The sequence below is a fragment of the Streptomyces sp. bgisy027 genome (assembly GCF_057710365.1).
Genome location: NZ_JBYIVZ010000003.1, coordinates 98816 through 122027, shown reverse-complemented (window position 1 = coordinate 122027; position 23212 = coordinate 98816). Strand labels below are relative to the sequence as shown.

General features: G+C 71.4%; 17 protein-coding genes and 1 tRNA gene. 10 read left to right on the top strand and 8 right to left on the bottom strand.

The annotated features are described in order from the left end of the window. Positions 1-214: 214 nt before the first annotated feature. The 4 genes from AC3ETA_RS04310 to AC3ETA_RS04295 are packed head-to-tail and all read right to left on the bottom strand — an operon-like array spanning position 215 to position 6504. Positions 215-1276 carry a MupA/Atu3671 family FMN-dependent luciferase-like monooxygenase gene (locus AC3ETA_RS04310; RefSeq protein WP_432191456.1) on the bottom strand — a complete coding sequence of 354 codons (1062 nt, stop codon included), beginning with the start codon at positions 1274-1276 and terminating at the stop codon, positions 215-217. Then, on the bottom strand, positions 1267-4788 hold the full coding sequence (locus AC3ETA_RS04305) for an amino acid adenylation domain-containing protein (RefSeq protein ID WP_432191455.1): 3522 nt from the start codon (positions 4786-4788) through the stop codon (positions 1267-1269). The genes AC3ETA_RS04310 and AC3ETA_RS04305 overlap by 10 nt, the downstream gene beginning before the upstream one ends. Positions 4789-4816: 28 nt before the next feature. Further along, positions 4817-5023 (bottom strand): MbtH family protein, encoded by a 207-nt coding sequence (locus AC3ETA_RS04300; RefSeq protein ID WP_432191454.1) that lies wholly within the window; start codon positions 5021-5023, stop codon positions 4817-4819. Further along, positions 5020-6504: an MFS transporter gene (locus AC3ETA_RS04295; RefSeq protein ID WP_432191453.1), complete on the bottom strand. Its 1485-nt coding sequence runs from the start codon at positions 6502-6504 to the stop codon at positions 5020-5022. The genes AC3ETA_RS04300 and AC3ETA_RS04295 overlap by 4 nt, the downstream gene beginning before the upstream one ends. Before the next feature lie 401 nt (positions 6505-6905). Between AC3ETA_RS04295 and AC3ETA_RS04290 the strand changes: the two genes are divergently transcribed. Beyond that, on the top strand, positions 6906-7721 hold the full coding sequence (locus AC3ETA_RS04290) for an SAM-dependent methyltransferase (RefSeq protein WP_432191452.1): 816 nt from the start codon (positions 6906-6908) through the stop codon (positions 7719-7721). Between the two features lie 54 nt (positions 7722-7775). Here AC3ETA_RS04290 and AC3ETA_RS04285 read toward each other — a convergent pair whose 3' ends face one another. Next, the gene (locus AC3ETA_RS04285) at positions 7776-8687 is read right to left on the bottom strand and encodes a helix-turn-helix domain-containing protein (RefSeq protein ID WP_432191451.1); all 912 of its coding nucleotides are present in this window, start codon (positions 8685-8687) and stop codon (positions 7776-7778) included. A 615-nt stretch (positions 8688-9302) separates the two neighbouring features. After that, positions 9303-9533: a DUF397 domain-containing protein gene (locus AC3ETA_RS04280; RefSeq protein WP_037862983.1), complete on the bottom strand. Its 231-nt coding sequence runs from the start codon at positions 9531-9533 to the stop codon at positions 9303-9305. Between the two features lie 267 nt (positions 9534-9800). On the opposite strand from AC3ETA_RS04280, the gene AC3ETA_RS04275 reads away from it, so the two are divergent. The 3 genes from AC3ETA_RS04275 to AC3ETA_RS04265 all read left to right on the top strand — a co-directional run bounded on the left by AC3ETA_RS04275 (position 9801) and on the right by AC3ETA_RS04265 (position 12881). After that, positions 9801-10298, top strand: a complete 498-nt coding sequence (locus AC3ETA_RS04275; protein ID WP_432191450.1) for an ATP-binding protein — start codon at positions 9801-9803, stop codon at positions 10296-10298. 232 nt (positions 10299-10530) lie between these two features. Then, positions 10531-10881 carry a hypothetical protein gene (locus AC3ETA_RS04270; protein ID WP_432191449.1) on the top strand — a complete coding sequence of 117 codons (351 nt, stop codon included), beginning with the start codon at positions 10531-10533 and terminating at the stop codon, positions 10879-10881. A 566-nt stretch (positions 10882-11447) separates the two neighbouring features. Next, on the top strand, positions 11448-12881 hold the full coding sequence (locus AC3ETA_RS04265; protein WP_432191448.1) for an ATP-binding protein: 1434 nt from the start codon (positions 11448-11450) through the stop codon (positions 12879-12881). A gap of 327 nt (positions 12882-13208) precedes the next feature. On the opposite strand, the gene AC3ETA_RS04260 is transcribed toward AC3ETA_RS04265, so the two are convergent. Further along, positions 13209-14339, bottom strand: coding sequence for a hypothetical protein (locus tag AC3ETA_RS04260; RefSeq protein ID WP_432191447.1), 1131 nt, complete (start codon positions 14337-14339; stop codon positions 13209-13211). A 125-nt stretch (positions 14340-14464) separates the two neighbouring features. Here AC3ETA_RS04260 and AC3ETA_RS04255 point away from each other — a divergent pair, with 125 nt between their 5' ends. Further along, positions 14465-16141 (top strand): SWIM zinc finger family protein, encoded by a 1677-nt coding sequence (locus tag AC3ETA_RS04255; RefSeq protein ID WP_432191446.1) that lies wholly within the window; start codon positions 14465-14467, stop codon positions 16139-16141. Positions 16142-16634: 493 nt separating this feature from the next. Here AC3ETA_RS04255 and AC3ETA_RS04250 read toward each other — a convergent pair. Beyond that, positions 16635-16706, bottom strand: a tRNA-Arg gene (locus AC3ETA_RS04250). A 175-nt stretch (positions 16707-16881) separates the two neighbouring features. Here AC3ETA_RS04250 and AC3ETA_RS04245 point away from each other — a divergent pair. From AC3ETA_RS04245 to thrC, 5 genes are all read left to right on the top strand, one after another. Beyond that, positions 16882-17361: a response regulator gene (locus AC3ETA_RS04245; protein ID WP_432191445.1), complete on the top strand. Its 480-nt coding sequence runs from the start codon at positions 16882-16884 to the stop codon at positions 17359-17361. A gap of 304 nt (positions 17362-17665) precedes the next feature. Further along, positions 17666-19129 (top strand): ArgS-related anticodon-binding protein NrtL, encoded by a 1464-nt coding sequence (nrtL, locus tag AC3ETA_RS04240; RefSeq protein WP_432191444.1) that lies wholly within the window; start codon positions 17666-17668, stop codon positions 19127-19129. Positions 19130-19146: 17 nt separating this feature from the next. Continuing rightward, positions 19147-20538 carry a diaminopimelate decarboxylase gene (gene lysA / locus AC3ETA_RS04235; protein ID WP_432191443.1) on the top strand — a complete coding sequence of 464 codons (1392 nt, stop codon included), beginning with the start codon at positions 19147-19149 and terminating at the stop codon, positions 20536-20538. Positions 20539-20688: 150 nt separating this feature from the next. Beyond that, entirely contained in the window at positions 20689-21987 is a 1299-nt protein-coding gene (locus tag AC3ETA_RS04230; protein WP_093748929.1) for a homoserine dehydrogenase, read from the top strand. 6 nt (positions 21988-21993) lie between these two features. Then, positions 21994-23052: a threonine synthase gene (gene thrC / locus AC3ETA_RS04225; protein ID WP_432191442.1), complete on the top strand. Its 1059-nt coding sequence runs from the start codon at positions 21994-21996 to the stop codon at positions 23050-23052. Positions 23053-23212: the final 160 nt, after the last annotated feature.

The following is a 23212-nucleotide window of genomic DNA, read 5'->3' as shown; positions in this document are numbered from 1 at the left end:
GACCCTCGCGAAAATCCCCTGTCACGCCACGCTCTTCCGGAGGACCGTGAAGCCCCTCGTCGTCACGCCGCGGCCTCCCGCGAGGCCGCGAATTGCCCCGTCACGCCGCGTCCTTCCGTGAGGCCGCGAATCGCCTTGTCACGCCGCGTCCTCCCGCCAGTCCGGGAACCGTCTTGTCACGCCACGTCCTCGCGCAAGACCGCGAAATTGCTTCTCACGCCACGTCCTCCCGCAGCTCCGCCAGCCGGTGCAGCCCGGCCAGCACCTCGGCGCGGCCGAGGCCGAAGTCGACGAAGCAGGCGACCTCGTCGCAGCCCAGCTCGCGCAGGTCGGCGAGCATCTTCCGGCAGGTCCAGGCGGAGCCGAGCAGGCTGCCCCAGGTCAGATAGCGGTGGAAGGCGAACTCGGCGAGCAGCGCGGTCTGTTCCCCGGTGAGCTCCGCCGTCGCCCGGTCGGCCGTGCGGTTCGCGGTGGTCTGGCGCACGTAGGAGCGCAGGTACCGCTTCAGCGGCGCGGCGGCCAGCCGCCGCGCCTCCTCGTCGTCCGCGCCGACGAACGTGTGCGCCATCAGCGTCACCCGGCCGTGCGCGTCGGTGCCGCCCTGGTCGGGGGCGGCGGCGCAGGCGGCCCGGTAGCGGGCGATGCGCTCGGCGAGTTCCTCCCGGTTCTGCCCGACGGTCGCCCCGAGCACCCCGGCCCGCAGACCTCCGGCCGCCTCCCAGGTCGCGGGGTTGCCGGAGCTCGTCAGCCACAGCGGCAGGGTGTCCTGCACGGGCCGGGGCTGCGGCCGGACGGTGACCGTGGCGCCGGTGCCGTCGGTGAACTCGGCCTCCTCGCCCGCCCACAGCCGCCGCAGCAGCGGGATGTCCCGCAGGGTCCGCTCCCGGCGGTCGTCGTAGCTGCCGGGTGCGAGCACGAAGTCGGCGGAGTGCCAGCCCGTCGCGGCCGACAGCCCGATCCGGCCGTGCGAGAGGTTGTCGACGACCGCCCAGTCCTCCGCGATCCGCAGCGGATGGTGCAGCGGCAGGATCACGCTGCCCGCCCGGATGTTGATCCGCTCGGTCGCCACCGCGAGCGCCGCGCTGAGCACCGGCGGGCTCGGGAACACCTGGCCCACCTGCTGGAAGTGCCGTTCGGGCGTCCAGATCGCGTGGAAGCCGAGCCGGTCCGCGGTGCGGGCGACGGTGAGGATGTCGTCGTATGCCTCGCTGTGCCGGGGCGCGGCCCCGGGGTCCGCGGGGCTGTCGGCGCCGAAGAACATCACGCTCAGGTCCATGGCACCTCCTTGTGGCTGGTGTCGGTGCGGCCGGCGCGGCCGGGCTGCCGAGGAACGCGCGGCCGGCGCGGGATCGGCGCCGGTGCGGCGGGGGCCCCGGCAGGCGCGCGCTCCAGCTCGGCGGCGAGTGCGGCGACCGTGGGCGAGGTGAACAGCTGGGCGGCGGTCACCGGGCGCCCGGCACCGGTCAGACGGGCCGCGACCCGCACCGCGCGCAGGGAGTTGCCGCCCAGCCGGAAGAAGTCGTCGTGCGGGCCGACGCGTTCGACGCCGAGGACGTCGGACCACACGGCGGCGATCTCCCGGCGCAGCGCCGGGTCCGCCGGGCCGTCGTCGGCGCGGGCGGGGGTGAGCAGCGCGTCCCGCGCCGGGTCCGCCCGCCGGGACGGCTCGGGCAGCACGAGCCGGGACAGCGGCAGGTCCGGCTCGGCGGCCGCCGCGCGCAGCGCCTCGACGACCGAGTCCGCCAGCCCGTCCACGCACTCCGGCTCCAGACAGGAGGTCCGGTACTCGAAGACCAGCGTCATGCCGTCCGGCGAGCCCGACGGGGAGTGGTCGTCCGTCACGTCCACCAGCAGCTCGAACCGTGCGGTGCCGGTGCGCAGCGGTTCCACGCCGGTCGTGGCGCCGGGCAGGTCGACCTCGGCGCGGGCGTTGTTCTGCAGCGCCAGCACCACCTCGGTGAACGGCTGCCGTCCCGGCGGACGTACGGGGCCCAGCGCGTCCACGACCTCCTCGAACGGCACGTCCTGGTGCGCGAAGGCGTCCAGCGCCGTCTCCCGGATCCGCGCGAGCAGCTGCCGGGCGGTCGGGTCGCCGGAGGCGTCGGTGCGCAGCACCAGCATGTTGACGAAGAACCCGACGACGTCGTCCACCGTGCCGTCGTGCCCGCGCCCGGCGATCGGCGACCCGACCGCGAGATCCTCGCCCGCCCCGGCCCGCACCAACGCGGTGGCCAGCGCGGCGTGCAACGCCATGAACAGCGTGGCACCCTGCTCCCGCGCCGCATCGACGATCCGCGCGTGCGTCCCCGCGTCCAGCCGCCGTACGACGGTGTCGGCGTCCCGGCCCGGCACGGCGGGCCGTCCGGGACGGCGGGGGAGCAGCGGACCGCCGGGAGCCAGACCGGTCAGGGCCTTGCGCCAGAACGCGAGTTGCTCGCAGGCCAACGACCCGGGATCGTCCACCGCGCCGAGCCGCTCCCGCTGGCGGCGGGCGAAGTCGGCGTACGGCACGGGCAGCGCGGTCGCCTCCGGCACGGCTCCGGCGGCACGGGCGGCGTAGGCCCGCGACAGGTCCCGGAACAGCGGCGGCAGGGACCAGCCGTCACCCGCGATGTGGTGCAGAACCAGCAGCAGCGCGTGCTCGTCCGGCCGGTCCGTGACACCGAACAGCACGGCGTGCAGGGGGAGTTCGGCGGCGAGGTCGAAGCGGTGCCGGGCGGCCTCGGCGACGGCCCCCGCCAGCTCCCCGGAACCGACCCGGACCTCCCGCAGCCGCGGACGTGCCTCGGCACCGTCCAGCACCCGCTGCCCCGGCTCGCCGTCACTCTCCTCGAACACGGTCCGCAGCACCGCCTGCCGTGCCGCCACGTCCCCGAGCGCCGCCCGCAGCGCCTGCGCGTCGACCGCCCCACGCAGCCGCACCAGCACCGGCAGGGTGTACGCGGTGCCCGCGTCGACCCGGTCCAGGAACCACAGGCGCCGCTGGGCGTAGGAGAGGGGAAGCGTGTCACCGGCCGGGGGCCCAGCGGGCACGTCCGCCCGGTCGCCGTGTTCCGCCGTCTCCTCGGCGTACGGCAGCAGCGCCGCCGGCGTCCGGCACTCGAACAGCGTCCGTACGCCGACCCGCGCGCCCAGCGTCAGCTGGATCCGGCCCAGCAGCCGGGCGCCCGTCAGCGAGTTGCCGCCGAGCTCGAAGAAGTCGTCCTCGGGGCCGACGGACGCGACCCCCAGCACCTCGGAGAACAGCGCGCACAGCGCCTCCTCCACCGGCCCCGACGGCCGCCGTCCGCCCGCCGAGCCGAGGGAGCCGGTGACCGGGCCGGGCTCTGGCAGGGCGGCGCGGTCCAGCTTGCCGTTGGGGGTCAGAGGCAGGGCATCCATCAGGACGAAGGCGGCCGGGACCAGATAGTCGGCCAGCGGTCGAGCCGCATGCTCCCGTAACTCCCCTTCCGAGGGCCGCGAGTCGCCGTCGCGCGCGACGACGTACGCGACCAGCCGCTTCTCGCCCGTGCTGTCGGGCCGGGCGACCACGGCGGCCCGGACCACGCCCGGATGACCCGCCAGAACCGTCTCCACCTCGCCCGGCTCCACCCGGAAGCCGCGGATCTTCACCTGGGAATCGGCACGCCCGAGATACTCCAGCACCCCGTCCGCCCGGCGCCGCACCAGGTCCCCGGTGCGGTACATCCGCTCGCCCGCGGGCCCGTACGGATCGGCCACGAACCGCTCGGCCGTCAGCTCCGGCCGGCCGCAGTAGCCGAGGGCGACACCCGCACCGGCGGCGTACAGCTCACCCGTCCCGCCGTCCGCGACGGGCCGCAGCCGCTCGTCCAGCACCCGGAGCCGCTTCCCGGCCAGCGGGCGCCCGATCGGCACCGGCCGGCCGTCCCGGACCTCCTCGGCGGTGACCGGATGGACGGTCAGGAAGACCATGCCCTCGACCGGTCCGTAGCCGTTGCTCAGCCGCAGTCCGGGGTGGCGCGCGAGGGCGCGGGCCGCGTGCGCGGGCGACAACGGCTCGCCACCGACGATCAGTTCACGTACGCCGTCCAGGGCCCGCGGACACTCGTCGACGACCACGTGGAACAGGGAGGCCGAGAGGTACAGCGCGGTGACGGCGTGCCGGTTCACCAACTCGGCGATCACCACCGGGTCGGGCCGCTGCCCCGGGTGCAGTACGCACAGGCCGCCGTTCAGCAGCGGCCCCCACAGCTCCAGCGCGAACGCGTCCCAGGACACCGGGGAGCACTGCAGCCACACCGCGCCGGCCCCGAAGGACGCGAAGTCCTGCCCGGTCAGCGTCCCGGCGATGGCGGAATGGGGGGCGACGATGCCCTTCGGACGACCGGTGGAGCCGGAGGTGAACATCACGCAGGCCGGATCGTGCGGCCGTACGGCCACGGGCGCGATCCGCCGGGCCTGCTCGGCGTCCTCCACCGCCACCGACACGGCGTCCGTCACCGGCTGGCCTTCCCCCCGGCGGCACACCACGACATCGACCCCCGCGTCGGCCGCCATCCCGCGCAGCCGCTCCGCCGGAAAGTCCGGGTCGAGCATCACATGGCCGGCACCGGCCTTGAGCGTGCCGAGCAGCGCCACCACCATCTCGGCGGACCGCTCCAGGTACACGCCCACCAGAGCCCCCGGTCGAACGCCGTGCCGCAGTAGCAGCCCGGCCAGCCGGTCGGCACGCGCGTCGAGTTCGCCGTAGCTCAGCCGTTCCCCGCCGTCCACCAGCGCGGTCGCGGCCGGTGTCCGCCGAGCCTGCCGCGCGAAGAGTTCATGCACACCGTGCAACGCCCCCGTCGCCCCCATCTCAGGCGTCTGCGCCCGCGCGGGCGGGACATATGTCCGTCCAGTTGGCCTCGACGTGGGCGAGGCACTCGGCACGGCTGCTCGCGGTCAGCGCCACGTCCCACCCGTCCGGCACGGCGATCCCCTCGGGCCACAGCGAGTACTGGCCCTCGGCATTGGTGAGGACGAGATAGGTCCCGTTCTCGTCCTCGAACGGATTGGTGGTCATGGTCGGCCCTCCACGAGTGCTTTGTTCCCGGGGTTGTCGGGTTCGTCGGTGCTCTGCGGGGCCTCGGGATCGCCGGGCCGCGCGGAGCCGTCGCCGTCAGGGGGTTCCGCGGAGTCGCCGGCGACGTCCGGCAGCAGCGAGTCGATCTCGCGCACCGTGCGCCGGGACATGCTGAGCACCGCGACGGTGATGCCGCACAGCCCGGCGATCAGCAGCATGGCGGCCATCCCGCTGCCCGGCCCGTCCCCGAGGAGCGGCCCGAGCACCACGAAGATGCCGGCGCCGTCCGCGGCCTGCGGTTCGAAGACATGGTCGGCCAGCGGACCGGAGACCGCGGTGGCCAGCGGGACGGAGAGCTGTGACAGGAACATCACCGCGCCGAAGACCCGGCCGTGCCACTCCTGCGGAACCTTCGTCTGCACGATCGCCTGCATCGTGCCGTTGATCATCGGCATCAGCGCCGCGCCCACCAGGATGGCCGCGCACCAGCCGACCACCTCGCCCGCCAGCGCCATCGCCACCTGCGCGGACAGACACATGCCGATGATCCCGAGCAGCATGCCCCGGGCCCGGTTGCGCGGCCCGCTCCAGGCCGCCATCAGCAGCCCGCCGGCGACCCCGCCGACCCCGATCGCGGTGTTGACGCTCGCCAGCGCCGAGGTCTCCCCGCCGGAGCGCGCCAGCACCATGGGCTGTACGGCGGCGAAGCCGAAGACCATGACCAGGTTGACGAAGCAGAAGGCCAGCATCAGATCGCGCAGGCTCGGGAAGCGGAACAGAAAACGCATCCCCTCGACCGCCTCGGCGATCAGCTTCTTGCGCGGACCGCCGGCCGCCTTCGCCGCCGGCCCGTTGTCCCCCTTCATCCGTACGACCCGGATCGTGGCCAGCGCGAGAGCGAAGCTCACCAGGTCGGCGACGAGGATGAAACCGAGCCCGGAGAACGCCACCAGCAGCCCCCCGAGCGCCGGGCCGCCCACGTCGGCGGTGCTCTTGGCGCTCGCCAACAGGCTGTTCGCGCGCTGGAGTCGGCTCTTGTCCACCAGCAACGGCACGGCCGCGCCGAGCGCCGGGAACTGGAACGCGGCGGCACCGCCGAGCAGCATGACCGCCCCGTAGACCTCCCAGGTGTGCAGGCCGCCGGTGAAGTGCAGCACGGCGAGCAGCGCCACGACCAGCAGTCCGCCGCCGTCCGCGAGCTGGAGTGCCGTACGCCGTCTGACGCGGTCGACGAAGGCTCCGGCGAGCGGACTCAGCAGCACCTGGGGGAGCAGCGCGCACAGCGAGAGGGTGGTCAGCGCGGTCGCCCGGCCGGTGGCCGACCAGGTCTCGAAGACGAAGGCGAACCGCAGGACGGAATTGCCCACCAGGGACACCGCCTGCCCGCTCCAGACGAGCATGAAGGGACCCATGCCGGTGAACCGGCCGCTCTTCCCCCCGTCGTGCGCGGTGTCGTCCTGCGAGCGCGCCGCATCGGCCACGTGCGTACCCCCGTCGAATGTGGCTTCCGGTCGAGAACCCTAGTTCGAAGAGGCGGGCCGCACAGCCCTGACCACGAAAGGCGACCGAGAAGCCCTCACAGAGGGCTCGCCACGGCCGAGAGGGGTGCGGCTGAAAGGCCCGTACCGGGACAAGGCACGGCCATCTCGTAGGCACCTACGAACATTTGACGACACAACGACATTCAGAACATATCGCACGAGAGATGTCGTTCCCGGACACCTCCGCCGCTTTCCAGCAGCGAATTCCGTGCCCCGTGTCCCCGTCAAGGGGGCCGTTCTCCCGGTCGTCGACCGATGGACTGGCCCGACCAACTGCGGTCTCCCTAGGATGTGTTGTCGGCGAGGTGATCTCCTCGGCCGTCCTGCCCCTGGGGGAAGCCATGGAGCCTGGAAAGCTGTCCACGTCGATCGATGCCACGGTCCCCACGGCCGCGCGCATGTACGACCACTACCTCGGAGGCAAGGACAACTACGCCTCGGACCGAGCCGCCTGCGAGGAGCTGGACAAGGTCGTCCCCAGCACCCGGGCCCTCGCCCTGAACAACCGTCGCTTCCTCCAGCGGGTGGTCGGCACCCTGGCCGGCGAGTTCGGGATCCGGCAGTTCCTCGACCACGGCTCCGGCCTGCCCACCCAGAACAACGTCCACCAGGTCGCGCAGGCCGTCGACCCCTCCTCACGCGTGGTGTACGTCGACAACGACCCGATGGTCCTGGTCCACGGCCGCGCCCTGCTGGACCAGAACAACAACACCGCCGTCATCCACGCGGACATGCGCGCGACGGACCAGATCTTCTCCCACTCGGACACCGAGCGCCTGATCGACTTCTCGCAGCCGGTGGCCGTGCTGTTCAACTCGGTGTTCCACTGCATCCCGGACAGCGACACCGACGGCCCGCTCGCCGTGGCCCGCCGGGTGCGCGAGCGCCTCGCGCCCGGCAGCTTCATGGTGATGTGCCAGCTGGTCAGCGAGGACCCCGAGGTCCGTAAGTTCGTCACCGACTTCATGGACCAGGCGACGCAGGGGCACTGGGGCCGGGTACGTCAGGAGAAGGACGTCGCGGAGTACTTCGACGGCCTGGAGATCCTCGAGCCCGGCCTGGTGGAGGTCTCCACCTGGCGTCCGGACACCGAGGTGGCGCCGCGTCAGCTCACGCGGGAGTGGATCGAGTTCGGCGGCGTCGGCCGACTGCCGTAGCGACCGCAGGGCGGGGGAAGCGGCGTCACGGCCGCTCCCCGGAACCCCTGCCGCTCATGCGTACCGCTTCATCGTCTCGCGCAGCCGCTCCAGCGACTCCCGCGGGTTGAGGGCCTCGTCGCCCAGGCGGTCCAGGGCGAGGCGGTACTCCTCGGTCTCGTCGCGGTCCTCCAGGAAGGCCGCGCTCTTGATGTGCTCCAGATAGACGATGTCGGGCAGATCGACGCCGCCGAACCGGAGATAGGTGATCGGCATCGCGGGCGCCGAGGCGTTGGTGACGTCCAGCGGCACGATCTGCACGGTCACATGCGGCCGCTGGGCCATCTCCACGAGGTGCTCCAGCTGCGCGTGCATCACGTCGCGACTGCCCAGGACCCGCAGCAGCACCGACTCGTCGACGACCGCCCACAGCTGGGGCGCGTCCGGGCGGTGCAGCAGCTGCCGCCGGCGCATCCGCAGCTCGACCCGCCGCTGCACCTCACGGGGCGGAGCGGTCGGCAGCCCGCGCTCGACGACGGCCCGGGTGTAGTCGTCGGTCTGCAACAGGCCCGGCACGTACTGGAGTTCAAAGGTACGGATGGAGGTCGCGGCCTCCTGGAGCCCGACCAGCCGGTCGAACCACTCCGGCATCAGCCGCTTGTCGTAGCGCTGCCACCAGCCGGGCTCACCGGCGCGCCGCAGCAACTGAAGCAGCACCGAGGCCTCGTACTCCTCGGTGCCGTAGTGCTCCAGCAGGGCCCGCACGTCCGCCTCGGTCGGAGGCCGACGGCCCTTGCCCGCCTCGATGCGCGACAGCTTCGCCGGACTGAATCCCACGGCCCGCGCGACCTGGTCCTGGGACAGGCCGAGGTCCTCGCGGAGGCCGCCCAACTGGACGCCGACCAGCATCTTCAGCAAGGTCGGGGCGGGCTCGGTCCGGTCCAGATAGGGTTCGAGGCGGGAGATGCGAGGTGACTCGGGCGACATCCTGACTCCCCGTAGACCGGCAGACGACAGACAGCATTATCGCATCCCGCCGCCTCGCGGCGCCGGAACCGCAAGAAGTGGAACGCTCAACTTCCGCTTGCGGAGGGCGTTTCGCCCTCGACCGGTCGCGCGCTCAGGGGAATGGTGGCCGTCTCGTATCCGGGGACAGGCGCCCGACTCGTACGGGCCCGTTTCGTATGAGCCCGTTTCGTATGAGCCCGTTCGTATCGGCCCGTTCGTAGGGCCCGTCTCGCGTAGGCCGGCCTCGCCAGGCCCGTCTCACATAGGGGCGCAGCCGGTCTCGCTGGCGCCTGTTGCATGCGGGCCCGGTCTCGCTGGCGCCTGTTGCACGCGGGCCCCGTCTTGCAGGCGTCTGTTGCACGCGGGCCCCGGCCCACAGGCTCCTGTGACACGGGGGCGGCCCACAGGCCCCTGTCACACAGGGGCGGCCCACAGGCACCTATCACACACGGGCCCCGCCTCGCACGGGCCGTCTCGCGCAGGGCCGTCCCACGGAGGCTCGCCTCGCGTGGGCTTGCTTCACGTGGGCTTGCTTCACGTGGGCTCGCCTCGCGTGGGCTTGCTTCACGTGGGTCGGTCCCCTGTCGGCCCGTCTCACGCCAGGTGGTCGAACTCCCCCTCCTTCGCGCCGGCCAGGAAGGCCGCGATCTCGGCAGGGGTGTAGACAAGGGCCGGTCCGTCGGGGTGGCGGGAGTTGCGCATCGCGACGCTGCCGTCGCCCAGGGCGGCAACCTCGACGCAGTTGCCCTCGGCATTGCTGTGCCGGCTCTTGATCCAGCGGACGCCCAACGAGTCTGCCCGTACGCCGTTCGGTGCTGTTGGCACTGCACTCTCCTTGCTCACGTTGCTCACGTTCCGTCACGCGCGTGCCCGATGCCCCAGCGGATCCGGACCGCACCACGTGCTCCACGCCGACATCTCACGCGAAATTTCCCGTGAAATTGCACGGAGACGCCGTTGGCGTGGATAATAGCCCGTGGCGTCAAGTGCAGCGCGGACGCCCCGTCCTGACCGTGTATCAGGGGAGACGTTGTGTCGTTACCTGCGTACGAAGGGCTCCGACTGCCCCGTGACGCTGCGTCACATGAGGCGTTGACGACAGCGCCACCAGCACACAGCGGCCCCCCGGGCCCGCGCCGGCTCGCCACACCGGAGTCTCCGCAGACACCGCCCCGCTCCGCAGTCCTGCGCCTCGTCGGCGCCGAACGGGGCTGCGCCGAGGCCCGCGACTTCGTCCGTCGCACTCTGAGCAGCTGGGAACTCGACGACTGCGGCCCCGACGCCCTGATGGTGGTCACCGAACTGCTCGCCAACGCCGTACTGCACGCCGCACCGCACTCCGCGGCCCGCCCCGCGGCCGACCCCGGCATCTGGCTCCGGCTCAGCGTCCGCCGCCCGGCCCACCTGGTCTGCGCGGTCACGGACCCGAGCGACCGCCCGCCGGTGTACCCGCACACCTCCGACCCCTTCGACGAGCACGGTCGCGGACTGCGCATCATCGACAGCCTGTCCGAACACTGGGGCTGGACCAGGCGGCACCCCCTGGGCAAGACGGTCTGGGCGATGCTTCCGACAGCCGGCGACCGCTGATCCCCCACGGGTCCTGCACTGCATGCGCAAATGTGCACGCGCACGTGAACAATTGACCATGTGCCCGAATAGGTCGCCGGGCCACCATATTTGGGATGTCCCCGACGGTGGTGTAACACGGTCGCGTTCGTCTGACGCAGAACCAGGCGGAAGGAAGTCACCGCGCAATGCCCGAATCCCGGCGCAGCGCGGTATCCAGTCGGCCCAGCAAACGCGTCAGATCGGATTTCTTGTGAACACCGACCCGGTATCCGGATACCAGACGTACGACCAGCGCCCGCACCAGGACCGCGGGGCCCGCAACGAGGCCACGGCCCGTAGAGCATCGCTGGCGATCTGCACGATCGCCGACGTCGCGGCCGGTCTGCTCGGCCTGTGGATCGTCCTGTACCTCCTCGACGCGAACCAGGCCAACGCCTTCGTGGGGTTCGTCCACGGCGCGGCGGACCTGCTCTCCGGATGGGCACGCGACATTTTCACCATGGACACGGAGGGCCTACGAGTCATCCTCAATTACGGCCTCCCCGCCATCCTCTATCTGGCCCTCGGCCACGGAATTGCCGCCCGCCTGAACAGGGCCTGAAGGCAATACCCACCGGAAGGACGACACAGTGCCACGCACTCCCGCCGAAAACGATCACCTGCCCATTTATGAAGACCTGGTGCGCGAACGCGGAGACGCCGTAACGGAAGCCCAAATAGCAGCCGCACACACCCAGCACCAGGCAGCGGTACTCCTGCCGGAGGGGGATGCGGGGCAGTGGGGCCGGGAGCGGGGACATGGGGGCGGGGGTCGATAGCGCTCGATGCGGCCGGGGGCCCGCACGAGGGCGAGGTGACATCACGGCCGCGACGCGCATCCACCGACGCGGCACGCATCCCGAGTGCCGCTCCCGGCACCACCCGCCGGCACAGACAAGACACCAAGACCCCGCACTCAGCTGGCCGTGCCAGACCGCCTGTGACCTGCGGGATTCTCTGGCTGGGCCGATGTCGGCGCATCTCTCCGAGGCCCGGAATCGTGTGGCGCGCCTGTCCATGCTTCCGACGGGTTCAACGGTTTCACGCTTGCACAGGAAGCGAGCTACCATCTAAGTAAGATTCAATCTACGTAATATCGAAACTGTGTTCTGCTGTGAGGGGCTGCCTGTGGAATTCAAGGGCAGGGTGGCTGACCTGGATCTGCTGGCTCGACAGCTGGGCTTGGTGATCGACGGCGTGGGTGCCACCCGTGGGCGGGCTGTGATCATGACCGGGCGGCGCCGGGTGGGGAAGTCTCGCCTGGTCCAGGAGTTCTGTGACCGGTCCCGGGTTCCGTACGTGGTCTTCCAGGCGACCCGGGGCCGCAACGCCGTGGCCGAGCTGGCGGACTTCACTGGGGCGCTCGCCCAGTCCGCCCTACCGGGGGCGGAGCTGGTGGCCGGGCTGCAGGCCGCGGACTGGAATCAGGCGCTGCGCTCACTGGCCGTCGCGGTTCCGGACGACGTCCCGAGCATCGCGGTGATCGACGAGGTGCCGTGGCTGGTTGAGCAGGACGGGGAGTTCGAGGGGGCTCTGCAGACCGTCTGGGACCGTCATCTGTCCGCCAAGCCGGTCCTGCTCATCCTGGTCGGCAGCGACATGTCGGTGATGGAGGCGTTGCAGTCCTATGGCCGCCCGTTCTTCGGGCGGGCGGCGAAGATGACCGTACGGCCGCTGCATCTGGGCGATGTGCAGGCCATGACCGGGCTGGAAGCGGCGGACGCGGTGGACGCGCTGCTGATCACGGGAGGCTTCCCGGAAATCGTCCAGTCGTGGCGGCCCGGGATGGGCCGGGCGGACTTCCTGCGCGAGGCCGTGGCGAATCCGCTGTCTCCGCTCCTGGTGGCGGGCGAGCTGTCGCTGCTGGGGGAGTTCCCCGAGGCGTCGCACTCGCGGGCGGTGCTGGAGGCGGTGGGCAGCGGCGAGCGGACCTTCTCCACCATCGCTGCACAGGCCGGCGGAACAGGTGCCCTGCCATCGGGCACGCTGTCCCCGCTGCTGAACACCCTGCAGGCCAAGCGGGTTCTGGCGGCCGACCTGCCGCTGTCCGCGAAGGCCGACACCAAGAACAAGCGCTACCGCATCGCCGATCCGTATCTCCGTTTCTGGCTGGCCTTCCTGCAGCGAGGCATCCCGCTCATCGAGCGCGGCCGGGGCGATCTCGCCCTGGAGCGCATCGAGCGGTCCTGGACCACCTGGCGGGGCCGTGCGGTCGAGCCGCTCATCCGCGAGTCGCTGCTGCGGCTGCTGCCCGACGAGCGATGGCCGGAGACAGAGACTGTCGGCGGCTGGTGGAACCGGCAGAACAACCCCGAGATCGACCTGGTCGGCACCGACCGTGAACCCGTGGCGGGCGCGGTCCACTTTGTCGGCTCCATCAAGTGGCTGGAGTCCCAGCCGTTCGGCCGACGCGAATACGACGCCCTGGCCCGGGACGTACTCGCGGTGCCCGGCGCCGGGCCGGACACGCCGCTGGTCGCGGTGTCCCGCAGTGGTGTGGTCGGCAGTCTGCCACTTGCGGCCCACTGGGGACCTGAAGATCTGGTCCGCGCCTGGCAGTAGCGGCCGGTCCGCGCCTGGCAGTAGCGGAGAGACGGTGAGGCAGGGGGAAGCCGGCGGAGCCTTGCACCGGCTTCGGGCGGGTGTTCTGCCCGGTCCTGCGGATCCAGTCCGACAGCAGGTTCAAGCGAGACGGCGGCCCAGCTGAATCGGTACTTCGGCGGCGGATCGACCGCAGGTGCAGGTCCCGGCAGGAGCCACAAGACATGGCTGGTCGTGCACACGACGCCGACCTGCACCTGCGGGGCGAACACGGGTGGTGCGGGGTCGCTCCGGAGCCCGACCGCGCGGTGGTCTCGGGACGGAAGCCTGCAGACAGGGAGTGGGGTGTTACCGGAGGCCGTGGTGGTCGAGGCGGTGGATGAGGCCGGGGCGGCGCTGGTAGTCCTCGCGCAGGTTGGTGAGGCGTTGCCGGAAGTCCGTGCTCCGACCGGTGTGGACGTACGCGTCACGTAGTTCCGCGAGTAGGGTGACGGCTTGGTCGTAGGCGTTGGTCTTCTTGGTGGCGATGTGCGCCTCGACCTGCTGCCAGATGTGTTCGGCCTCGCCTGCGAGGGCGGTCAGGTGCTGGTTGCGGGCTGCGGTTCGTCCGTGTTCGGCGCGCTGTCGGCGTTCGGTGCGCCGTGTGCGGGCGGCGTCCAGGAGGCGGGCCGCTGATCGGCGCCCGGTGACCGTGGTGTGGGCTGTGGTGCCGCGCAGGCGCTGCAGGAGTTCGGTGCGCAACTCGGTTTCCGGGCCGAGGGCGAGCCGCAGCAGGAGAGCGTCTTTTTCCTTCTGCGGGAGGGCGGCGATCAGCGGGGCGAGTTCCTTCTTCGTGGGTTTGGCCGGCTCCTTGGGCGCGGTGGGACTGGCCTGGGCCGCCACTGCCAGCAGGTCGTCATTGACGCGCAGGAAGTCCGCGAGCGCGCGCTGTGGGGCGGTCAGTTCGCCGAGCCCGGCCGGGACAGGCGGCTCGGGGCAGGTCCGGTACTCCTCTTCTTCGTCGTCTTCGAGTTCCCGGGCGGTGAGCGCGGAGAGCCAGGCGAGGTAGAGAGGGCGCAGGTCGCCGGTGGCCAGTTCGCCGCGTACGCCGATGAGGGCGGTCAGGGAATCGTCGGCGCCCTCGACCCAGTCGCCACCCTCGTCTTCACTGGTGAGGTCGAGCAGGAGATGGGTGCGGGTGGTCCAGGCGTCGACGTGGTGGTCGAGGCAGTACGGCTTCACCGCGGGCAGGGTCAGGGCTTCTTTGGGCAGGCGCAGCATCAGCCGGTGGGTGCCCCAGTTTGTGACGTACAGGTGGGCGTCGAAGCAGCGCTCGACCATGCGGCGTGGACTGCCGCTCAAGTCGCCCCAGTTGTAGGTGTTGGTGAAGCTGGTGGCCGTGATCCGGGCACGCGTGGAGATGGCCCGCAGCTGCTCCTGCTCCTCGCGGCTCAGCGGTCGATCGAGGGTCTGGAACTCGTAGTACTGGTACTCGCTCACGGGGCGGACCCTCCCTGGCACTGGTCGAGTTGGAGGGCAAACCCACTGAAGTCGTCGACTCGCACCCCCAGCCCCTAGGGTGGCGGAGCATCGACTCCACAACCACAGCAGGGCGGAAAAGAATCATGCGCGGCCTCACCGAGGCGAACCTCAGAACGCTGGCCGGTGCTCGTTCCTTCGAACGCGGCCTCGGGTACCTCGACGCGGTGTCCGGGGTCGAGGTCGGTGACGGCTGGGTCACCGCGAGCGTCCACGGCACGGAGCGGTACGAGGTGGAGCTGACTCTGGACGGGCCCGGCGCGCCGGCCGGCGAGTGCGACTGCCCGTACGGCCTGGAGGGCAACTTCTGCAAGCACCTGGTCGCCCTCGGCCTGACGGTGCTCGCCCAGCGGGAGAGCCTGCCGCGGCAGCGGAAGGCGGCCCGGGAGCGCGCGCAGGACCTCGACGGGTGGCTGTCCGCCCTGTCCAAGGACGAGTTGCTCGCTGTGCTGAGGGAACAGATCGGCGAGGACCGGCAGTTGCGGCGGCGCCTGGAGCTGCGGGCCGCGAGCGCCCGAGGGGACCTTGCCGTGGTCCGGTCCCGTGTCCGCGATCTGCTCGACATCGGCCCCTTCGCGCAGTACGGGTACGTCGAGTACGCCGATGCCCGCGCCTACGCCGACCAGGCCGGGCAGGCGGTTTCCTCGATCGGCGCGCTGACCGGCTCGGGCCGGGCCGCCGACGCGGTCACCCTGGCGCGGGAGGCGATGCGGCTGCTGGCCGACGCGGTGGAGAGCGTCGACGACTCAGACTGCTGGCTCGGGCAGATCGGCGCAGACCTCGCCGACGCCCACCTCGTCGCGTGCCGTGCGGCACGCCCCGACCCCGATGAGCTCGCGCGCTGGCTGGTCGGCCATGCGCTCGGCGACGTCGACGACGGCCTGACCGACATCGATCCGCTCGATTACGAGGATGTCCTCGGCGAAGAGGGAATGGCCGTCCTGCGGAAGTCGGCGGTCGAGGCGTGGCAGGGCAACCGTCGCGGCTGGGCGGAGAAGTACCTGATGGAGCGTCTGGCCAAGGCGGAAGGCGATGTCGACGCCGTGATCGCCGTGCACGCAGCCGACCTCTCACCGAACGGTCACCAGCACCTGGTCATCGCCCGCGAGCTGGACACCGCCCGGCGCTCCGACGAGGCCCTGCGCTGGGCGGAACGCGGCATCCGGGAAACCCGGGCACTCTCCGCCGTCGACACCGCCCTCGTCGACTACCTCTGCGAACGCTACGCGCAGGCGGGCCGGCTCTCCGACGCCGTCGCTGTGCGCCGCGACCACTTCGGTGCCCGGCGCACCCTGGCTGCGTACCAGCAGCTGCGCGCCGCCTCGCGGGCCGCGGACTGCTGGCCGGCCGAGCGCGGGGGAGCCCTTGCCCTGCTGCGTGCCGACGCGGAGCGGCGGCAACAGGGCTGGTACGGCGGCCCCGTCCTGGTCGACGCCCTGCTCGACGACGAGGACGGGGCCGCCGCCTGGCAGGCCGCGACCCAAACCGGCGCCCACGACCGGCAGTGGCTCGCCCTCGCCGACCAGACGCGGGCCACCCGTCCCGCCGACGCGCTCGGCGTCTACCTGCGCCTGGCCGAGCCACTGACCAAGCAGACCGGCAACACCGTCTACGAGCAGCTCGTCGGCCTGCAACTGAGCATCCGCGACTGCCACCGCCGCCTGGGCACAGAGGACGAGTTCGCCGTGTACGTCACCGCCCTGCGCACCGCCCAGAAACGCAAGCGGAACCTGATGCGCCTGATGGACGAACACGGTCTGTGAGCCGGACGGCGTCTCGGGGACCCACCCGGCCCAAGCCGCCCTCGCATCCCTGCCGCCGGGATGGTGCTCTTCATGTCCAGGTGAACCCGCGGCTGCCCGTGCGACCGCGTGCAGCCGTCATCGCCGCGTACGACCTCGGGCTGGTCGCACCACGCGACCCATGACCGTTCCGGGGATCGTCGCTGCTGGTGAAGCCGTCGACATGGGGCGTGAGGGCTGGCCTCGGCGCCGTGGACGCGATGTTGCCGCTGAGACTCGACAGTCGTCCGCAGCCTGCTGCCAAGACGAGCGAATAGCCCCGGCGTCGGCCAGGTTCCCATGTCCTGGGTACCCCGGTACCCCCAGGGGCACCAACCTGCGCGAGAACTCCAGACCAGCCCTGACCTGCGCAGAAGTGGAACCACTCAAGGCCAGCCAGGAAAACCTGACTGGCTGTCATCTGCTGAGATGCCCCAAAAAGTGCACTGACCTGCACATGCGCTGCGCAGGCGAGTGCCCCCGGCAGGATTCGAACCTGCGCACACGGCTCCGGAGGCCGTTGCTCTATCCCCTGAGCTACGGGGGCGTGTCGGGCGCCTTGCTTGGCGGCGACGGGTAGAACCCTACCAGCTTCAGTGGGGTGTTCATGAACGGGTTTCCGGGGGCGTGGCACCCTGCGCGACCTGGGGTGGGTCGCCCACAGGGGGGTGGAAGTCGGGAAAACCCGGACGCGGTGGCCGGTCCGGACCTACTCTCGAGTTGTGCCAGGCGCTTCCGGCCGGGTCCTTGTTGTGGACGACAACAAGGTCATCCGGCAGCTGATCAGGGTCAATCTCGAGCTGGAGGGGCTTGAGGTGGTGACCGCGGCCGATGGCGCCGAGTGTCTGGATGTCGTTCATCAGGTGCGGCCCGACGTGATCACCCTCGACGTGGTCATGCCCCGACTGGACGGGCTGCGTACCGCCGCGCGGCTGCGTTCCGACCCCCGCACCCGTGATCTTCCCCTCGCCATCATCAGCGCCTGCACCCAGTACGAGGTCGACAGCGGCCTCGACGTCGGCGTGGACGCCTTCCTCGCCAAGCCCTTCGAGCCCGCCGAACTCGTGAATCTTGTACGGCGGTTGATCGAGCGGAGGGGAAGTGGGGAGGCCGACAGCCGACCCGATGGCAGGGGTGCCGATGATGCCGTGTTCCGGGGCGTCCTGGGCGCGGGCGAGGCCGCCGGGCGCACTGGAGGCTGAGGCGGGCAGGGGCAGCTGAGTCCTGAGCGCCTGCCCCGTCCTGAGTCCCTGCCCCGCCTACCGCGTCCTCCGAGTCATCCGTGTCCTCCTTCGGAGCAGGTCGATCGACCGTGCCGCCCACCCCACCCATGGGTCCAGCGTCACGCCGGCAACCTCGCGCCGCACCGCGCCACCCCGGTAAGCCCCGTGCCACGGCGGGACCGCGTGCTGAATCAGGCCCCCAGCTCCCCGCCCCGTCCACATCGCGAAACCCAGCCCAAACCCATGCGCATACCCACCCCCCTCCTCCCATACGCTTGTCCCCGTGACCCCCGTCGAGCTCTCCCGTTCCGTGCTGTGTGCGGTGCGTCGTGCTGTCGACGAGGGGGAACTGGCCGTCGCCGTGCCCGAGCGGGCCGTGGTCACCGTGCCGGGGCCCGGCGGGTATGGGGACTACGCGACCAACATCGCGCTCCAGCTCGCCCGCCCGGCCGGGCAGCCCGCCCTGCGTGTCGCCGAGATTGTGCGGTCGTACCTCGCGGGGGCGGACGGTGTCGCCGATGTCGTCGTCACCGGGCCCGGGTTCCTGAACATCCGCCTCGGCGAGACCGCCTCCGTCGCCCTCGTCGAGGAGATCCTTCGGCGCGGCGAGCGGTACGGATACGCCGGCGGTCCCTCCGAGGACTTCGTGCCGCTGTCCTGTCCGTCTGAGGTCCGGGCCGTCGTCGTGATGGACGCCGTCGCCCGGATCCTGCGTTCGCAGGGCGCCGCCGTACGCACCCGCTGCGAGGCCGAGCTCGCTCAGGAGTGGGTCGACGTCCTGGGCGTACGGGTGGACACAATCGGCGGCCGATCCGGCCGATCCGGCCGATCCGGCCGTTCCAACGGATCCAGCGGGTCCGGCCGATCCCCTGACTCCGGCGAGCCCGGAAACCCCAGCAGGCCGAGCACGCCCAGCACGCCCAGTGAGTCCAGCACGCCCAGTGAGTCCACCGCGGCCGGACGGCAAGGCAATGGCGCCGCCCCCCACGCAGCCCCCCATGCCACTCGGCACCAACCCGCCCCGCCCCGCTTTCCCCACTGCACCGTCCGCCCGGTACCCGCCCCTCTCGACCCCCTCTTCCTCGGTCGCGACGCCGCCCGCTGGGCCCTGCTCCACCCTGCCGAGCACGACCGGCCGCGTGTCACCGACGAGCACCTCGTCCAGCGCGAGAGCAACCCTCTCTTCCGCGTCCGCTACGCATACGCCCGCACCCGGGCCCTCTCCCGCAACGCCGCCGACCTGGGATTCAGCGCCGAGCCGGGACCCGTAGAGCCATCCACAGGGCATCCCACGGGCCGGCTCGCTTCGCAACCCCCGGCACCCCTCACTCCTAGCCCCTCGGAGCCCCTCACCCCTAGCCCCTCGGCGCCCCTCACCCCTCTCACCCCTAGCCCCTCGGCACCCGTCACCCCTCACCCCTCGGCACCCGTCACCCCTACCCCCCCGTCACCCCTCACCCCCCACCCCCTCCAAGCCGGCCTCACCCCCCACCCCCTCCAAGCCGCCCTCGCCGACCACCCCCGAGTCCTCGCCCAGGCGGCAGCCCACCGCTCGCCCGACCGCCTCGCCCGGCATCTCGTCACCGTCGCCGATGCCGTGCTGCCGTTGCTGGCCGTCGTGCTTCCGCGGGGTGCCGAGAAACCCTCGGCCGCCCACCGTGCCCGGCTCGCTCTTGCCGAAGCCGCCGGGGCGGTGCTGGCCGGTGGCCTGTCCCTGCTCGGTATCGACGCACCCGAACATCTCTGAGAGAGCCCACGACAGTCATGAGCCGTTCCGCACACCCCGCCGGGCCCCGTCACGCCGATGTCCTGCCCGAGGGTCACTACTCCGCGCCACCCGCCGACCTCAACGCCTTCGACGCGAAGGTGTGGGCGCAGACCGTCGGCCGTGGCGCCGACGGCGTGGTCACCGTCGGCGGGGTCGACGTGAAGACCCTCGCCGAACAGCACGGCACGCCCGCCTACTTCATCGACGAGGCCGACTTCCGCGCCCGTGCCCGCTCCTGGCGCAGTGCCTTCGGCGACGACGCCGACGTCTTCTACGCCGGCAAGGCGTTCCTCTCCCGCGCCGTCGTGCGGTGGCTGCACGAGGAGGGGCTCAACCTGGACGTGTGCTCCGGGGGCGAGCTCGCCACCGCCCTCTCGGCCGGCATGCCCGCCGAGCGGATCGCCTTCCACGGCAACAACAAGTCCGTCGAGGAGATCACCCGGGCCATCGAGGCCGGCGTCGGGCGGATCGTGCTCGACTCCTTCCAGGAGATCGTGCGTGTCGCCCATGTCGCGCAGGGACTCGGCAAGCGGCAGCGGGTGCAGATCCGTATCACCGTCGGCGTCGAGGCGCACACGCACGAGTTCATCGCCACCGCGCACGAGGACCAGAAGTTCGGCATTCCGCTCGCCGGCGGGCAGGCCGCCGAGGCGGTGCGGCGGGCGCTGAGGCTCGACGGGCTGGAGCTCATCGGGATCCACAGCCACATCGGGTCGCAGATCTTCGACATGTCGGGCTTCGAGGTCGCCGCGCACCGCGTGGTCGGCCTGCTCAAGGACATCCGTGACGAGCACGGCGTCGAGCTGCCCGAGATCGACCTCGGCGGCGGGCTCGGGATCGCGTACACGAGTGACGACGATCCCCGTGAGCCCCACGAAATCGCCAAGGCGCTCACCGAGATCGTCACCCGGGAGTGCGAGGGCGCCAAGCTGCGCACGCCGCGCATCTCCGTGGAGCCGGGGCGGGCCATCGTCGGGCCCACCGCGTTCACGCTCTACGAGGTCGGCACCATCAAGCCCCTCGACAACCTCCGTACCTACGTCTCCGTCGACGGAGGCATGTCCGACAACATCCGGACCGCCCTGTACGACGCCGAGTACAGCGTCGCGCTCGTGTCACGGACCTCCGACGCCGAGCCCATGCTCGCGCGGGTCGTCGGCAAGCACTGCGAGAGCGGGGACATCGTGGTGAAGGACGCGTTCCTGCCGGCCGACCTGGCACCGGGTGACCTCATCGCCGTACCGGCGACGGGTGCCTACTGCCGGTCCATGGCCAGCAACTACAACCACGTGCTGCGGCCCCCGGTCGTGGCCGTGCACGAGGGCGCGTCCCGGGTGATCGTCCGGCGGGAGACCGAAGAGGATCTTCTTCGGCTCGACGTCGGCTGAGCAGCACAAACACCGGGGTGGAAGATCTCCTGTCTTCCACCCCGGTACAAATGAAATAGATGTCTCACGATCCGGACGAAGGGCAGAAACTCCCGTCCGGTGAGTGAGACTGGTGCAACCGTAGACGGTATGAGGAAACGAGGTCGGATGATGCGTACGCGTCCGCTGAAGGTGGCGCTGCTGGGCTGTGGGGTTGTCGGCTCAGAGGTGGCGCGCATCATGACGACGCACGCCGACGACCTCGCCGCCCGGATCGGCGCCCCCGTCGAGCTCGCGGGCGTGGCCGTACGGCGGCCCTCCAGGGTCCGTGAGGGCATCGACCCCGCGCTGATCACCACCGACGCCACCGCCCTCGTCAAGCGCGGCGACATTGATGTCGTGGTGGAGGTCATCGGGGGCATCGAGCCCGCCCGCACCCTCATCACCACCGCCTTCGAGCACGGCGCCTCCGTCGTCTCCGCCAACAAGGCCCTCCTCGCCCAGGACGGTGCCGCCCTGCACGCCGCCGCGGAGGCGAACAGCAAGGACCTCTACTACGAGGCCGCCGTCGCCGGCGCCATCCCGCTCATCCGTCCGCTGCGCGAGTCCCTCGCCGGTGACAAGGTCAACCGGGTGCTGGGGATCGTCAACGGCACCACGAACTTCATCCTCGACAAGATGGACTCGACCGGCGCCGGGTACCAGGAGGCCCTCGACGAGGCCACCGCGCTCGGGTACGCGGAGGCCGACCCCACCGCCGACGTCGAGGGCTTCGACGCCGCCGCCAAGGCCGCGATCCTCGCCGGCATCGCCTTCCACACGCGCGTGCGTCTCGACGACGTCTACCGCGAGGGCATGACCGAGGTGACCGCGGCCGACTTCGCCTCCGCCAAGGAGATGGGCTGCACCATCAAGCTGCTCGCCATCTGCGAGCGGGCCGGGGACGGCGCCTCCGTCACCGCGCGCGTGCATCCCGCGATGATCCCGCTGACCCACCCGCTCGCCTCCGTGCGCGGCGCCTACAACGCCGTGTTCGTGGAGTCCGACGCCTCCGGGCAGCTCATGTTCTACGGCCCCGGCGCGGGCGGTGCTCCCACCGCGTCCGCCGTGCTCGGCGACCTCGTCGCCGTCTGCCGCAACCGGCTCAGCGGGGCAACGGGGCCCGGCGAGTCGGCGTACGCCGCCCTGACCGTGTCGCCCATGGGCGACGTCGTCACGCGCTACCACATCAGCCTCGACGTCGCCGACAAACCGGGCGTTCTCGCCCAGGTGGCGACCGTGTTCGCGGAGCACGGAGTGTCGATCGATACGGTGCGCCAGCAAGGACGGCAGGACGGAGGCGGCGAGGCGTCCCTCGTCGTCGTCACCCACCGTGCGTCCGACGCCGCCCTCGTCGGGACCGTCGAGGCGCTGCGCAAGCTCGACACCGTGCGGGGTGTCGCCAGCATCATGCGGGTTGAAGGAGAGTAACCAGCAATGACCCACCAGTGGCGCGGAATCATCGAGGAGTACCGGGACCGGCTGCCCGTCTCCGACACCACGCCGGTCGTGACGCTCCGTGAGGGCGGCACGCCCCTCGTGCCGGCGCAGGTGCTCTCCGAGCGCACGGGCTGCGAGGTCCACCTGAAGGTGGAGGGTGCGAACCCGACCGGGTCCTTCAAGGACCGCGGCATGACCATGGCCATCAGCAAGGCGAAGGAGGAGGGGGCCAAGGCCGTCATCTGCGCCTCCACCGGCAACACCTCCGCCTCGGCCGCCGCCTACGCCGTGCGCGCGGGCATGGTCTCGGCCGTGCTCGTCCCGCAGGGCAAGATCGCGCTCGGCAAGATGGGCCAGGCCCTCGTGCACGGCGCGAAGATCCTCCAGGTCGACGGCAACTTCGACGACTGCCTCACGCTCGCCCGCGACCTGAGCGACAACTACCCGGTGGCGCTGGTGAATTCGGTCAACCCGGTGCGGATCGAGGGGCAGAAGACGGCCGCCTTCGAGATCGTGGACATGCTGGGCGACGCCCCCGACGTCCACGTCCTTCCGGTGGGCAACGCGGGCAACATCACCGCGTACTGGAAGGGGTACAAGGAGTACGCCGCCGACGGTGTCTCGAAGCAGACCCCGCGCATGTGGGGCTTCCAGGCCTCCGGCTCGGCGCCCATCGTGCGCGGCGAGGTCGTCAAGGACCCCTCGACCATCGCCACCGCGATCCGCATCGGCAACCCGGCCTCCTGGCAGTACGCCATCGACGCGCGGGACGAGTCGGGCGGGTTCATCGACGAGGTGACGGACCGTGAAATCCTGCGTGCCTACCGGCTGTTGGCGGCCCAGGAGGGCGTCTTCGTCGAGCCCGCGTCCGCCGCGTCGGTCGCCGGTCTGCTGAAGGCCGCCGAGCAGGGCAAGGTCGACCTGGGCCAGCGCATCGTGTGCACCGTCACCGGCAACGGCCTCAAGGACCCCGACTGGGCCGTCGCGGGCGCCCCGCAGCCCGTCACCGTCCCGGTCGACGCGGCGACGGCGGCCGAGCGGCTCGGGCTGGCGTAAGCCGGGCCACGCTCCGTCGCAGCAGGCTCGCGCAGACGGCCACGAGGCGCTCACCTGGGGAACTTCCCCACAAGGGGTGCACGGGGGGCATACGACACGCATCGTGCGCCTCCTGTGCGCCCTATGTCGCCACAGAACCTACCTTCGATACGCTGTACTG

Bases quoted from the DNA above. Each gene is read 5' to 3' on its own strand.
- AC3ETA_RS04310 (WP_432191456.1), bottom strand. From the start codon at position 1,276: ATGGACCTGAGCGTGATGTTCTTCGGCGCCGACAGCCCCGCGGACCCC.
- AC3ETA_RS04300 (WP_432191454.1), bottom strand. From the start codon at position 5,023: ATGACCACCAATCCGTTCGAGGACGAGAACGGGACCTATCTCGTCCTC.
- AC3ETA_RS04290 (WP_432191452.1), top strand. From the start codon at position 6,906: ATGGAGCCTGGAAAGCTGTCCACGTCGATCGATGCCACGGTCCCCACG.
- AC3ETA_RS04285 (WP_432191451.1), bottom strand. From the start codon at position 8,687: ATGTCGCCCGAGTCACCTCGCATCTCCCGCCTCGAACCCTATCTGGAC.
- AC3ETA_RS04255 (WP_432191446.1), top strand. From the start codon at position 14,465: ATGCGCGGCCTCACCGAGGCGAACCTCAGAACGCTGGCCGGTGCTCGT.
- lysA (WP_432191443.1), top strand. From the start codon at position 19,147: ATGAGCCGTTCCGCACACCCCGCCGGGCCCCGTCACGCCGATGTCCTG.
- AC3ETA_RS04230 (WP_093748929.1), top strand. From the start codon at position 20,689: ATGCGTACGCGTCCGCTGAAGGTGGCGCTGCTGGGCTGTGGGGTTGTC.
- thrC (WP_432191442.1), top strand. From the start codon at position 21,994: ATGACCCACCAGTGGCGCGGAATCATCGAGGAGTACCGGGACCGGCTG.